The following is a 13,166-nucleotide window of genomic DNA, read 5'->3' as shown; positions in this document are numbered from 1 at the left end:
AGGGCAGATCAATGGCGATCAGCGTCTTCGACCTGTTTTCGATCGGCATCGGCCCCTCCAGCTCCCATACGGTGGGCCCGATGCGCGCCGCACTGACCTTTGTGGACGGTCTGGCCGCCGACGGTGATCTGACGGCCACGACGCGTGTCCAGAGCGAGCTTTTCGGCTCGCTCGGCGCGACCGGGTTCGGGCACGGCAGTGACAAGGCCGTGCTGCTCGGGCTGTCCGGGGAGCGGCCGGAGGAGATCGACACCGGCACGGTGCCGGGCAAGATCGCCGAGATCCGGGAAACGGGCAGGCTGCGCGTGCGAGGCGAACACGAGATCGTGTTCGTCGAGGACACCGACCTGACCATGCACCGGCGGAAGTCGTTGCCGGCGCACCCGAACGGGATGATCTTCCGCGCTTTCGACGCCGACGGGAAGGTGCTGCGCGAGCGCACCTACTACTCCGTCGGCGGCGGGTTCGTGCGCGACGAGTCCTACGAGACCGACACTGTCGTCGTCGAGGACTCGACGAAGCTGGAGTTCCCGTTCCGCACCGGCGCGGATCTGCTGAAGCACTGCGAGGACACCGGGCTGTCGATCAGCGAGGTCATGCTGCGCAACGAACTCGCGTGGCGCACACGCGAGGAGATCCGCGAGGGGCTGCTGGAGATCTGGCAGGTCATGGTGGAGTGCGTGCACAACGGCTGTGAGCACGAGGGCGTCCTGCCGGGCGGGCTCAAGGTTCCTCGGCGCGCGAAGGCGTTGCACGAGAAGCTGCTCGCCGAAGACGGTGTCGGCGACCCGTTGTACGCGATGGACTGGGTGAGCCTGTACGCGCTGGCCGTCAACGAGGAGAACGCCGCGGGCGGCCGGGTCGTCACCGCGCCGACCAACGGCGCGGCGGGGATCATCCCGGCGGTCCTGCACTACTACCAGCGGTTCATCCGGGGTTCCTCGGACGACGGCATCGTGACGTTCATGCTCACCGCGGGCGCGATCGGCTCGATCCTCAAGCAGACGGGCTCGATCTCGGGCGCCGAGGTCGGCTGCCAGGGCGAGGTCGGATCGGCCAGCGCGATGGCCGCGGCCGGGCTCACCGAGGTCCTCGGCGGTTCACCCGCTCAGGTGGAGAACGCCGCCGAGATCGGCGTCGAACACCATCTGGGGCTGACCTGCGACCCGGTCGGCGGGCTGGTGCAGATCCCGTGCATCGAGCGCAACGCCGTAGGCGCGTCGAAGGCGATCCACGCCGCGCGGATGGCGATGCGCGGCGATGGTTCGCACGTCGTGACGCTGGACAAGGCGATCAAGACGATGCGCGAGACCGGTGCGGACATGAGCGTGAAATACAAGGAGACCGCGCGCGGCGGCCTGGCCGTCAACGTCATCGAGTGCTGACGCCGCGGGGCTGGAGGGGTGCGAGTCTCTTCAGCCCCGCCGCTTCTTGAGAGGAAACCGCTCGACACCACGCTCGGTGATCTTCCAGACATCGGGATTCCGGTTGGCGGCATACGTGATCACGTCTTGGAGATTGACCTCTACCAAGTGGAGAAGATGATCTCGGGTGGCTTCCCCAGGCAGATAGAACATGTGGACCTTCGCGGCACGGTACGCGCTCAACTCGTGAGGTCTCTCCATGATTTTGGCGTCGCGATTCAGTACGACCCAACCTGTGTTGGCGATCTTTCCGAGCCATTCGGTATCTGCTGCTCCTAGGGATTCGGCTCTGGTGCCGAATACCTCCGGTGGCGTATGGCATGGGTAGCCGAGTCCGACAAGAAAACGCCGGACTGATCGAGTCACGGCGTTCTCGTCGAGGTGGAACTCAGGCGGCGCGGCCCAGGAGGACGCGTGCGGCGGCCCGGACAGCTTCGATGCCGATCCCGTGCTCTTCGGCGACGATGGCAGGTTCTTCACCTGCTTTCAGCATCGCGGCTACGTTCGCGACTCGTGCGCCGGAGTCAACGAATACAGGTTGTCCTGAGGATCGATAAGGATCAATGGCCACCGCTGAGGGCTCGAAGACCTTGAGCTTGAGACGGTTGGGGAGATTGTCGGAACCGAATCCGACGTACGTGAGGTAGTCCTGCACGATCTCGCGAATCACAGTCTGACCCGAGCGACCTTCGATCAGGCCGGCTCCAGCCTCAGTTCTGGAAAAGTCCCACAGCACTGAGATTCCATCAGTTACGAGGGCAGGCGACACGAGTACGTACTCTCGTCCAAACTCGCGTTGGAGTTTTTCCAGCGCGGGGCGGATCCGCTGGGGGCGCACACCGGCTTGACGCAGTCCTTCAAGAACCCACGCCTCTGCTAGCGCGATAAAGGGAACACTTGCCTGCCGGATGCTATCCGTCGCGGAGATGTGAAGCAGGGGGCCGCCGCGTGGGTAGCCTCGTGCCCAGCGGTGGAAGGTCTGCTGAGGAACACCGAGATGGCGGGCAGCATCAGTCATGCTCATCAGGGCGCGGGTAAACCTCACATCGTCGTCCACGTCGTCCTCCTCTCTTGGAGACCATATCCGCTCGCTGGCTTCGTGTGATCGACAGACACTCTGGTTGCGGTACATGCGTGCGCAAGTACCGCAACCAGGTGCCGAATCGCGGGCGGCCTAAACTCGAAGGGTGGAGTCGAGCACGGTCGCGAACGCGGGTGACGCGCTGTTCCGCCCGGTGCGCGCGGGCAACGCCTTCGAGGAGACCGTCGAAAGGCTGCTCCAGGCGATCCGCCTCGGCGTGGTGGGCGGGGGCGAGCGGCTGCCCTCCGAGCGTGAACTCGCCGAGCGGCTCGGGGTCAGCCGGGTGACGCTGCGTGAGGCGATCCGCGCGCTGGCCGACGCGGGCTACGTCGAGTCGCGGCGAGGGCGCTACGGCGGCACGTTCGTCAACGAAGTGCTGCCCGATCCGCCCGCCGCCGACGGCCGGAACGTCGACGACGTCACCCTCCAGGACGCGCTGGGCCTGCGGCATGTCCTGGAGACCGGTGCCGCCGAGATGGCGGCGTCGCGCTCGCTCAGCCCGGCCGACCGGCAGCATCTGACCAGCACGCTCGCCGAGGCCGCGGCGGCCGACGTCGGCGACTACCGGCGCAAGGATTCGCGGCTGCACCTGGCGATCGCCGAGGTCACCGCGTCCGGCTCGCTGACCACGGCGATGGCCGACGCGCGGATGCGGGTCAACCAGCTGCTCGACATGATCCCGCTGCTGGAGCCGAACCTGGAGCACTCCAACGCCCAGCACGAGGCCATCGTCGACGCGATCCTCGCCGGCGACTCCGAGGCGGCCCGCCGGGCGATGGCTGAGCACGTCGAAGGCACCGCTTCGCTGCTTCGCGCCTTCCTCGTCTGACGAAACGCGGTGGGTGCAGACCCAGGACACGATCAGGTGATTTTCCCACAACCTTTTCACTCGTCCGGGCGTCTAACCCGGTGTGGAAAACCCGGATGAGGAAATCGCACCCGAGTCGGAAACCACGGCCGCCCCCGAGCCGAAAGGGAAGAAACGCAGGTGGCGCCGGATCGCCGCCTGGTCGCTCGGTCTTCTGATCGGCATCCCGGTGGCCGCGTTCGGGATCGCGTACGTCCTGCTCGACGTCCGCAGCCCGCAGGAGGTGCTCGCCGATCTCGACAAGACCGTCATCCTGCAGAACGCGGACGGTTCCGAGCTGCTCAAGGTCATCCCGCCCGGTGGCGACCGGCAGTTCGTGTCCTACGACGCCATCCCCGCGAAGCTGCGCGACGCGATCATCGCGACCGAGGACCCGACGTTCTGGGACAACGAGGGCTTCGATCCCACCGGCGCCCTCCGCGCGCTGGTGACCGGCGTCGGCGGAGGTTCGGGCATCACCCAGCAGTACATCAAGAAGTCCACCGGGAACGACGACGCCACCCTCCTCCGCAAGTTCTCCGAACTGGTGCTCGCCACGAAGATCACCCAGCAGCAGACCAAGAAGGAGATCTTCGAGAGCTACGTCAACATCATCTCGTTCGGCCGCGGCACCTACGGTCCGGCGTCGGCGATGAACGCCTACTTCGGCAGGCCGCTCGACAACTCGATGACCTGGAGCGAGGCAGCCTTCCTCGCGGGCATGATCCAGTCGCCGTCGGTGCACGACCCGTTCGCCTCCTCCCACGACCACGCCAGAAAGCGCTGGTCCTACGTGATGAACAAGCTGGTCACGCGGGGCTACGTCGGTCAGGCCGAGGCGGTCACCATGGCCTACCCAGGAGATGCGATCCAGCCGCCGTCGGAGACCCGTGCCGGTCGCGTCACCTACGAGAAGTACCACCTCAAGCAGCAGGTCCTCGCCGAGCTGGAACAGATCGGCTACCCGCTGGACCGGCTCCGCGGCGGCGCGATGAAGGTCGAGACGACCATCGACCCGCGTGCCCAGGACGAAGCCGAGAAGGTGGTCAAGGAGCGGCTGCAGGGGCAGCCGGAGCACTTCCGGGCTTCGCTGGTCGCGGTCGAACCGGGGACCGGCGCCATCCGCGCCTACAACGGCGGGGGCTGGAGCGTGCACGACTACGCGGGCACCCCGTACGGCACCGGCTCGGTCTTCGACCCGTTCACCCTCGCCGCGGGTCTCGAACGGGGCGTCAACGTGGACGAACCGCTGAAGCCGCCTGCCAAGGTCGACTTCCTCGGCGAGACCTTCGAGTTCGACGACCAGTGCGGCGAAGCGGGAAAATGCACGCTGCGCGAGGCGATCAGGCGCGACGCTGAGGGACCGTTCGTCGACCTGGCGAAGAAACTCGGCGCGGAAACCGTCCGGAACGGCGCCCGCGCGGCGGGGATCCCGGAGTCTGTCGACGGCGCGGTGACCCTGCGCGAGAAGGACGGGTTCCTGATCGGGCCCGGCATCGCGGTCGGCCGGTATCCCTTGCGGCCCAGCGACATGGCCGGCGCGTACGCGACCTTCGCGGCAGGCGGCATGCGCGCCACCCCGCATCTGGTGTCGAAGATCCGGGACGAGCACGGCGAAGTCGTGTGGGAACGGCCCTCGGACAAGACGCCCGCGTTCCAGGGCGACGAGGCGCTCAGCCGCCGGATCGCCGGCACGATCAGCCAGGTGCTGAGCACCGGGCTGAAGGACCGGCAGGCGGCGTTGAAGACCGGCGCCTTCCAGTACAACGAAACCGACGACAACGCCGGTGGCTGGGCCGTCGGGTACACGCCGCAGCTTTCGACGGCGGTCTGGGTCGGCTCGGACGAGCCGCGCCGGATGCGGGACGCCGCCGGGCAGAAGCTGACCGGGAAGACGATCCCGGCCGACCTGTGGCAGCGCTTCATGAACGGCTTCCACCAGGGGCGTCCGCGCTAGTTCAGGAGGTCACCAGCACGACGGCCAGCCCGTCGTGCCCCTTCTTGCCGACGGTCTGCAGCGCGGTCGCGTCGACCCGCGGTTCGGCGGCGATCAGTTCGTGCATCCGCCGCAGTCCCCTGATCTCCTCGGAGGTGTCCGACGGGTCGGCCACCGCGCCCGCGCGCACGACGTTGTCGATCACGATCAGCCCGCCCGGACGGCTCAGCCGCAGCGCCTCCTGGAAGTAGGCCGGATTGTTGACCCTGTCCGCGTCGATGAACGTCAGGTCGATCGGGCCTTCGATGCCGGGCAGCATGTCCAGCGCCTTCCCGAGCCGGATGTCGACGAACTCGCCGACGCCGGCGGTGTCGAGGTTCTTCCGCGCGACCTCGGCGAATTCCGGGGAGTACTCGAGGGTCACGAGACGCCCGCCCGGCGGGAGCGCGCGGGCGAGCCAGATGGTGCTGTAGCCGCCGAGCGTGCCGATCTCGAGGATCGAGCGGGCGCCGATCATCCTGGCCAGCAGGTGGAGCAGCTTGCCCTGGTTCGGAGCGACGGCGATGGGCGGCATCCCCGCCTCGTCGGAGGCGAGAAGAGCCGCTTCGAGAGCGGGATCGGACGGGACGAGCGCATCAGTGATGTACTCGTCCACTTTGGACCAGATTTCCTGGGACATGGCACCTCGACTTAGGTCGCCTGACGGAAAAGCGGATGCCCGACGGGCGCACCTCAGGCCGCGCGGCGCCCGGCCTTCGGGATGACCAGCGGGGTCCCGGTTTCGGGACAAGGCATGACGCGGCACGGCAGTTCGAAGATCTTTTCGACGTTGTCCGCGGTCACGACCTCTTCGGGGGTGCCTGTCGCCAGGACCTCTCCGCCCCGCATCGCGATCATGTGGGTCGCGTAGCGCGCGGCGTGGTTGAGATCGTGCAGTACCGCGACCAGCGTCCGGCCCTGTTCCTGATGCAGTTGCGCGCACAGGTCCAGGATGTCCATCTGGTGCGCGATGTCCAGATAGGTCGTCGGCTCGTCGAGCAGCAGGAGGTCGGTCTCCTGCGCGAGTGCCATCGCCATCCACACACGCTGCCGCTGGCCGCCCGACAGTTCGTCGACCAGCCGCTCGGCGAGGTCGTCGACGCCGGTCGCGCGCATGGACTCCGAGACCACGGTGGCGTCCTCGCGCGACCACTGGCGCAGCAGGCGCTGGTGCGGGTACCGGCCGCGCGCGACGAGGTCGGCGACGGTGATGCCGTCGGGCGCGATCGAGCTCTGCGGCAGCAGGCCGAGCCTCCGGGCGACCTCCTTGGCGGGAAAGGAGCTGATCGCCTGGCCGTCGAGGAACACCGAACCCTGGCGGGGTTTGAGCATCCGCGCGAGCGCGCGCAGCAGGGTCGTCTTGCCGCAGGCGTTCGGGCCGACGATGACGGTGAACGACCGGTCGGGGATGACCACCCCGAGGTCTTCGGCCACGGTCCTGCCGTCGTAGGCCAGCGTCAGGGCGTCCGCGTGCAGTCGTGACGTCGTGCGCTGCTCGGTGAGGGTTTCCACGCAGGTTAGGCTAACCTAGGAGTCCGCCGTTGTGGTGTTCCGTAGGTCGCAGTCGGCTCACACCGCCCTTCGATGGCATCATCCGCAGTGCGCTTTCGCGGTGCAATCCCGCGAGCGATCTCGGTGCGATCGAAGGGGCGGCATGGAGGACTACCGGATAGTCGCGGACGAGATCTCCGCCGATGTCGAGGCGGGCAGGCTCCGCCCCGGAGACAGGCTGCCCCCGCAGCGGCGGTTCGCCCGTGACCGCGGGATAGCCAGCTCGACCGCCGCCAGGGTCTACGGCGAACTCGTCCGGCGAGGTGTCGTGGTCGGCGAGGTCGGCCGGGGCACGTTCGTCCGCGCCGGAAGGCCGCCGCTGGAGACGGCGCTCGCCGAGCCGGGCGGTGCGACGGTCGACCTGGAGCTCAATTTCGCCGTCCTCCCGGAGCAATCGGCGCTGGTCGGGAAGGCGCTGGAGCCGCTCCTGCGTGAAGACGTCCTGACAGCGGCGCTGCGGCCGGGGAGTGTCACCGGTTCGAAGCAGGCGCGTGACGCCGCCGCCGGGCTGTTCGCGAAGGAAGGCTGGACGCCCGAAATCCTCTTCGCCGGAAGCGGCCGTGAGGCCATCGCGGCCGCCATCGCCGCCTTCGTGCCGATGGGGGAACGCCTCGCCGTCGAAGCGATCACGTACCCCGTGGTCAAGGCGCTCGCCGGGCGGCTCGGCGTTCAGCTGGTCCCCGTCGAGACCGATGACCTGGGCCTCGTTCCCGAGGCGCTCGAAGCCGCGTCCGTCCGCGCGCTGTACGTCCAGCCGACCCTGCACAACCCGCTTGGGTCCACAATGGACGAAGGGCGGCGCGTCGCGCTGGCGGAAACCGTGCGCCGGATGGACATCCCGGTGATCGAGGACGGGATCTACACCTTCCTGCGGCCCGAGGTCCGCCCGTTCGCGGCGTACGCGCCGGAACGCACGGTGTTCACCGACAGCCTGTCCAAACGGCTCGCCCCTGGACTGACCACCGGATTCCTCGCCGTCCCGGCGGAATGGACGGAGCGGCTGGCCGCGGCGGTGCGCTCGGGCGGCTGGGTGGCGCCCCGGTTCGCCGTCGAAGCCGCCACCCGCTGGATCACCGGCGGCACCCTGGAAACCGTCGAACGGGCGAAACGGCTCGACGCGGCCGAACGCCTGCGGATGACTGCGGACCGGCTGGCCGGGTTCACGCTGCGCGCCGATCCGCGCGCGTACCACTGCTGGTGGGAACTCCCGGAGCACTGGCGCGCCGAGACCTTCGTCGCCGCGGCCGCGCGACGCGGGATCGCGGTCACCCCGGCGGCCGCGTTCGCCGTCGTACCGGGGCACGCCCCGAACGCGGTCCGGCTCGCGGTGTCTTCGCCGCCCTTGGAGACCCTCGGCGCCGCTCTGGACGTCCTGGCAGGGCTCGCTTCCGGGCGCCCCGAGGACGCAGGCGTCGACTGACCCCCTGCCTGGTCGTTCCGTGGCACGCTGGAAACCATGACCATTCCCTTGGACGACCCCGAACGGCGACTGGTCGTCGCCTCGAAGAACTCCGAGAATGCCGAGCACCTAGCGCTGGCAGGCGGCATCTACACGATCCTGGTCTCCGGCGAACAGACCAACGGTCGCTACACGCTGATCGAAATGCGGGTGCCCCCGAACGGCGGGCCCCCGCCGCACCGGCACGATTTCGAGGAGATGTTCACCCTGCTGGAAGGCGAACTCGAGTTCACCTTCCGTGGCGAGCGGGTGCGGGTGCGGGCGGGTGAGACGGTCAACGTTCCCGCCAACGCCCCGCATTTCTTCCGCAATGTCTCGGACGAGCCTGCGCGCATGTTGTGCATGTGCGCGCCTGCCGGGCAGGAGGAGTACTTCCGGCAGGTCGCCGACCCGGTCGACCGCGCGGACTCGGCACCACCCGTGCTCACCGAGCAGGAGCAGCGGGAACGCCGGGCGAAGGGCAAGGAACTCGCCGCGAAGTACCGCACCGAAATTCTCTGACCCCTACTTGGGCATCCACTTGCCGACGAAGCTGCCGCAGGTGACGGTCTGCCCGGTGAGCCGCGACCGCAGCGCGTTCTCCAGCCCGAGGTAGTCGAAGATCGGCGTGTCGCCCGTGACCTCGGCGGGCACCGGCCCGCCTTTGGCCAGCGTCGGCATGCTGACCGTCTGGAACAGCACCAGGTAGTCGCCGTCGCGGTTGAGTTCGTCGGCGGTCGCGAGCATGCGCTGCGGGGCGTCGGCGACGATCTCCAGCGGCAGCGGCCATTCCAGCGGAAACGGGTTGTGCAGGCCGAAAGCGGGGTAGGCGAACGGATTGTCGGGCAGGACGGCCGTGCGTCCCGCCGGGAAGCGCGTGACGCAGTCCTGGATCTGGGACACGTAGGTGAAAGTGCCGGGGTTCGTCCGGATCCCGCGCATCGACGGTGTCACCGCGCCGAGGTCGCCGGTCAGTTTCTCGCGCGCCATGTCGAGGTACGCGGCATCGTCGTGGTGCGTGATCACGGCCCAGCCCGAGGCCAGCACGGCGACCAGCCCCATCGCCGTTGCCCCCGCCAGCCGGATCCGGCCGGACGGCTCGGGCAGCGGCGGCAGCGCGTCCGAAAGCTCCAGGATCGCCGTCAGCGCCAGCGTTCCGGTGAACAGCGTCGGGGTGTCGTTGCCCCAGGACAGACTGGTCATGAACCCGGTCGCGAAGACCAGCGCGCCCATCTTCGGGAACCGCCGGTTCGCCGCCCAGTTCACCAGGAGCGCCACACCGAGGATCCACCAGAGGACGTCCGCCCAGCGCGACGCGCCGGTGAAGTGTCCATCGACGACAGTGCCGACCACCACCGCCACCCCCGCCAGGAGCAGCAGCCGCGCGAGGAGCGCACCGGTGAATCCGGCGCGGTCGCGGAAGTACCCGAGCAGCGCCAGAAGCACACCGGCGATGGCGAAGAAGGTCAAGCCCCGCACCGGTGGCAGCAGCAGGGTCTCGGGATTTTCCAGCCACAGCCCGAGAAGTCGTTCGCCGTAAGCGGGAAGGCCGCCGGTGAGCTGTTCGGCCATTGCGCCGAGCCCGCCGTCGAACGTGACGATTCCGAGGTAGAACACCAGGAAAGCGCCCAGCGCCAGCAGATCCCAGGCCAGGCGCGCCCACCAGCGGCCGGTGCGGAACGCGCCGTCGCGCAGTGACGGATGCAGCAGCAACCAGCACAGCGCGATCAGCGGGACCGGCGCGAAACTCTGCTTGACGAACACCGCGGTGCCCAGCAGCACCAGGCCGAGGCGCCGCGGCCAAGCCGACTCGCGGCGCAGCCCGGAATCCAGCGCCCAGGCGCCGCAGGCGGTCAGGAAGATCCCGTCGATCGTGTGCCAGGCCATCAGCGGGAACGCGTTGAGGTTCAGCAGGGACGCGGCGGCGGTCAGCCCGGTGAGGCCCGGCCCCCAGTCGCGGACGCGGCGCCGGGTGACCAGCACGGCGAACGCGATGGTCGCCAGGATGATCTCCAGCATGCTGAGCACGCTGGAGACGAAGAACAGCGGCCCCGGCACCACGAAGTCGACGACGTGCAGGTACGCCGAACCCAGGGGGCGCGCGGAGATGATGTCGGAGTGCGGGACCTCGCCGTGCAGCACCCGCCACGCCTGGGCCAGGATGAAACCCTGGTCCGACGGGTGGAAACCGAAGCGCCCCACCCGGAGTTCGGTGACGACGGCGAGCGCGAGCACCCAGGCCGCGTGCAGGGAAAGCCGCAGCACTGTCCTGGACGGACGTACCACTGCCGTGTCCGGTCCGGTCGACAGCGGGGGACTGGCGACGTCCACACTGCCCCTTCCCGCTGTCCCTGCCTCGGCCCGTGCCCGCCGACCCCACGGCGTATCGGAAACCGATGGTAGCGGCCGGGGGCGTCCCCCGATCGAGCCCGGCGGCGAGGACGTCAGGGACGGCGGCGCCAGAGAAGCCTGGTGACCGCGCCCGCCACCGAGGCGAGCGGAGCCTTCCGGGGCAGGCCACGGGATTCCGGAGCGGACTCCGGCATCGCGCGGTAGACGAGGTGGGCGAAGAACCGCGCCGTCTTCGGTGCGACGAGCGTCACCAACTCGGCGGCCGTGCCTTCGGGCAGATTCAGGATCTCGGGTCGTTTCTCCAGTGCCTTCACCACGAGAGCGGCGGCGCGTTCGGGGGAGCTGGACGGCATGCCGCGGTAGGACCCGGTCGGGGTGATCATGTCGGTGCGCACCAGCGGCATCCGGACCGAGGTGAAGGTGACGCCGTCGGAAAGCGTTTCCCGGCCGGCGGTCAGCCCGAACTCCTCCAGCGCGGCCTTCGAGGCCAGGTAAGCGGAAAACCGTGGGGTGTCGGTCTGCAGCCCTTGCGTGGTCACGTTGACGACGTGGCCGAACCCGCGCGCGGTCATCGACGGCAGCAGGCCCAGCGTCAGCCGCACGGGGCCGAAGTAGTTGATGGCCATCGTGCGCTCGTAGTCATGGAACCGTTCGGTGGACAGTGAAAGCGAGCGCCGGATCGAGCGGCCGGCGTTGTTGACCAGCATGTCGACGGCGCCGTGCGCGGCGAGCACGTCCTTGACCAGAGCGTCGACCGCGCCGCCGTCGGTGAGGTCGCACGGATACGCCGAGGCCTTCCCACCCGCCGCGACGATCTGCTCACGGACCTCTTCGAGTTCGTCAGCACGCCTGGCCACCAGGATCACTTCGGCGCCCTTCGCAGCGACGGCCAGCGCGGACGCGCGCCCGATGCCCGACGAGGCGCCGGTGATCAGCACCTTGCGGCCGTCGAGCGGTTCCGGCCCCGGACGGCGGCGGCCGCGATCGGGGTCCAGGTGCGCGAGCCAGTAGCGGTAGAGCGGACCGGCGTACTCCTTCAACGGCGGCAAGGTGATCCCGCTGCCTTCGAGGGCCGCGGTGGTCGCGCTCGTGTCGAAGTCGACCTCCATGCTCAGATGGGGCAGGACTTCGAGCGGGACGCCGAGTTCCGCCAGTACCGCCGCGCGGGCCGGACGCCCGCCGGGGACCCGGTCGAACCCGGCCGCCGCGGACTTCGCCAGCCGGGTCCCGGCCCGCTTCAGCGCGCCGGACGGTCGCGGGGGAAGGACGGCGGAGATCTTCGGGCCGCCCGCGGCCCGTGCGAAGGCGTTGTAGACCTCGTGCAGCGGCTGGGGCCGAGGCGACGCGAGGTGGTACGTGCTGCCGGTGGGCGCGTCGACGTGCATGAGGTGTTCCATCGCTTCGACGACGTAGTCGACCGGCACGATGTTCGTGGCGCCGAGATCAGGGGCGGCCAGCGGGAAGCGGCGAGGCAGGGCGGCGAGCCGCGAGATCGCGGGGAGGAAGTAGTACGGACCGTCGATCTTGTCCATCTCACCGGTGCGCGAATCGCCGGCCACGGCGGACGGCCGGTACACGCGGAACGGCGTTTTCCCATGCCGTCGCACGAGTTTCTCCGCCTCGAACTTCGTCGCGTGATACGGCGACGCGAAGGACTGGCCGAGGTCGAAGTCGGCTTCGGTGAAGCGCCCGGCGTACTGCCCGGCGACCGCGATCGAAGAGACGTGGTGAAAGAGTCCGGCGTTCGCGGCGGCGGCGAACTCCAGGACGTTGCGGGTGCCGTCGACGTTGGCCGCGCGGTTGGCGGCCTCGTCCGCGGTGAGGTCGTAGATCGCGCCGAGGTGCACGACGTGGTCGAGGCGACCCAGCCGGGCGGGGTCGATGCCCAGCGAAGGTTCGGTCAGATCGCCGGTGACGGGAACGAGCTTCTCGTGGCTCGGGAGCTTCCCGCGTGAGGTCTCCCTCACGAGAACATGGACGGCTACGGTCTCAGGTCGCCGCAGTAGGCGCGCGACCAGGCGTTTTCCCAGAAAACCCGTCGCGCCCGTCACGAAGTAGGTGGTCATGGCCTGCTCCTTCCGAACGGAGCCGACTCTACCTACTCAGAAGTAGGAACGGTAGTTGTCATTCACTGTGATCCGGATGTTCGGCCACCGCGACCACGGCGTCGCGGAGCGCGGCGCGCAGGCGCCCCACGTCCAGCGGCCCGAGTACGGCGGCTTCGCCGGGCGGCGCCACGAGCACGATCTTGTCGCTGCTCACGAACACCGTCACGTCCCGGCGCCTGCCCGCGAGATCCCGGCAGCCGACCGACCATTCGTCCCGCGGTGCCAACGTCCTCATCCTCCCGTAGCCCATGATCTCCCTTTCTCGTCCGAGGCTGGGACGAGGTGATTTCGAGGCCGTGACGCGGGTTACGCCACATTCCTACTGATGGGTTAACCGGCCACGCATTCCGTGATCGACTTCGGGTTTGGCTAGGCCGGACGTGGGGGAAC

General features: G+C 68.8%; 12 protein-coding genes. 5 read left to right on the top strand and 7 right to left on the bottom strand.

What is annotated here, in order from left to right:
* Positions 1-11: 11 nt before the first annotated feature.
* The gene (locus AMYAL_RS0107645) at positions 12-1,385 is read left to right on the top strand and encodes an L-serine ammonia-lyase (RefSeq protein WP_020630723.1); all 1,374 of its coding nucleotides are present in this window, start codon (positions 12-14) and stop codon (positions 1,383-1,385) included.
* A 30-nt stretch (positions 1,386-1,415) separates the two neighbouring features.
* On the opposite strand, the gene AMYAL_RS49850 is transcribed toward AMYAL_RS0107645, so the two are convergent.
* Together AMYAL_RS49850 and AMYAL_RS0107635 are read right to left on the bottom strand one after the other, a co-directional pair.
* Positions 1,416-1,790 carry a PIN-like domain-containing protein gene (locus AMYAL_RS49850; RefSeq protein ID WP_167336144.1) on the bottom strand — a complete coding sequence of 125 codons (375 nt, stop codon included), beginning with the start codon at positions 1,788-1,790 and terminating at the stop codon, positions 1,416-1,418.
* A 22-nt stretch (positions 1,791-1,812) separates the two neighbouring features.
* Complete coding sequence (locus AMYAL_RS0107635) at positions 1,813-2,481, bottom strand: DUF433 domain-containing protein (RefSeq protein ID WP_026466837.1); 669 nt, start codon at positions 2,479-2,481, stop codon at positions 1,813-1,815.
* A gap of 130 nt (positions 2,482-2,611) precedes the next feature.
* Here AMYAL_RS0107635 and AMYAL_RS0107630 point away from each other — a divergent pair, with 130 nt between their 5' ends.
* Both AMYAL_RS0107630 and AMYAL_RS0107625 read left to right on the top strand, forming a co-directional pair.
* Positions 2,612-3,334 (top strand): FadR/GntR family transcriptional regulator, encoded by a 723-nt coding sequence (locus tag AMYAL_RS0107630; protein ID WP_020630720.1) that lies wholly within the window; start codon positions 2,612-2,614, stop codon positions 3,332-3,334.
* 82 nt (positions 3,335-3,416) lie between these two features.
* A complete protein-coding gene (locus tag AMYAL_RS0107625; protein ID WP_020630719.1) occupies positions 3,417-5,309 on the top strand; it encodes a transglycosylase domain-containing protein in 1,893 nt (630 codons plus the stop codon).
* A 1-nt stretch (position 5,310) separates the two neighbouring features.
* On the opposite strand, the gene AMYAL_RS0107620 is transcribed toward AMYAL_RS0107625, so the two are convergent.
* Both AMYAL_RS0107620 and AMYAL_RS0107615 read right to left on the bottom strand, forming a co-directional pair.
* Entirely contained in the window at positions 5,311-5,967 is a 657-nt protein-coding gene (locus AMYAL_RS0107620) for an O-methyltransferase (RefSeq protein ID WP_020630718.1), read from the bottom strand.
* Between the two features lie 53 nt (positions 5,968-6,020).
* Positions 6,021-6,839, bottom strand: a complete 819-nt coding sequence (locus tag AMYAL_RS0107615; RefSeq protein WP_020630717.1) for an ABC transporter ATP-binding protein — start codon at positions 6,837-6,839, stop codon at positions 6,021-6,023.
* A 142-nt stretch (positions 6,840-6,981) separates the two neighbouring features.
* Here AMYAL_RS0107615 and AMYAL_RS0107610 point away from each other — a divergent pair, with 142 nt between their 5' ends.
* The gene (locus tag AMYAL_RS0107610; protein ID WP_020630716.1) at positions 6,982-8,298 is read left to right on the top strand and encodes an aminotransferase-like domain-containing protein; all 1,317 of its coding nucleotides are present in this window, start codon (positions 6,982-6,984) and stop codon (positions 8,296-8,298) included.
* Positions 8,299-8,334: 36 nt separating this feature from the next.
* Positions 8,335-8,838 (top strand): cupin domain-containing protein, encoded by a 504-nt coding sequence (locus AMYAL_RS0107605; RefSeq protein ID WP_020630715.1) that lies wholly within the window; start codon positions 8,335-8,337, stop codon positions 8,836-8,838.
* A gap of 3 nt (positions 8,839-8,841) precedes the next feature.
* Here the strand turns inward: AMYAL_RS0107605 and AMYAL_RS0107600 are convergent, their stop codons facing one another.
* From AMYAL_RS0107600 to AMYAL_RS0107590, 3 genes are all read right to left on the bottom strand, one after another.
* Positions 8,842-10,647 carry a hypothetical protein gene (locus AMYAL_RS0107600; RefSeq protein WP_026466836.1) on the bottom strand — a complete coding sequence of 602 codons (1,806 nt, stop codon included), beginning with the start codon at positions 10,645-10,647 and terminating at the stop codon, positions 8,842-8,844.
* 113 nt (positions 10,648-10,760) lie between these two features.
* The gene (locus AMYAL_RS0107595; protein ID WP_020630713.1) at positions 10,761-12,734 is read right to left on the bottom strand and encodes an SDR family oxidoreductase; all 1,974 of its coding nucleotides are present in this window, start codon (positions 12,732-12,734) and stop codon (positions 10,761-10,763) included.
* A 58-nt stretch (positions 12,735-12,792) separates the two neighbouring features.
* Positions 12,793-13,011 carry a hypothetical protein gene (locus tag AMYAL_RS0107590; RefSeq protein ID WP_039922712.1) on the bottom strand — a complete coding sequence of 73 codons (219 nt, stop codon included), beginning with the start codon at positions 13,009-13,011 and terminating at the stop codon, positions 12,793-12,795.
* Between the last annotated feature and the right edge of the window lie 155 nt (positions 13,012-13,166).

Source organism: Amycolatopsis alba DSM 44262, assembly GCF_000384215.1.
Taxonomy (GTDB): Bacteria; Actinomycetota; Actinomycetes; order Mycobacteriales; family Pseudonocardiaceae; genus Amycolatopsis; species Amycolatopsis alba.
This window is presented reverse-complemented; position numbering and strand designations above follow the sequence as displayed.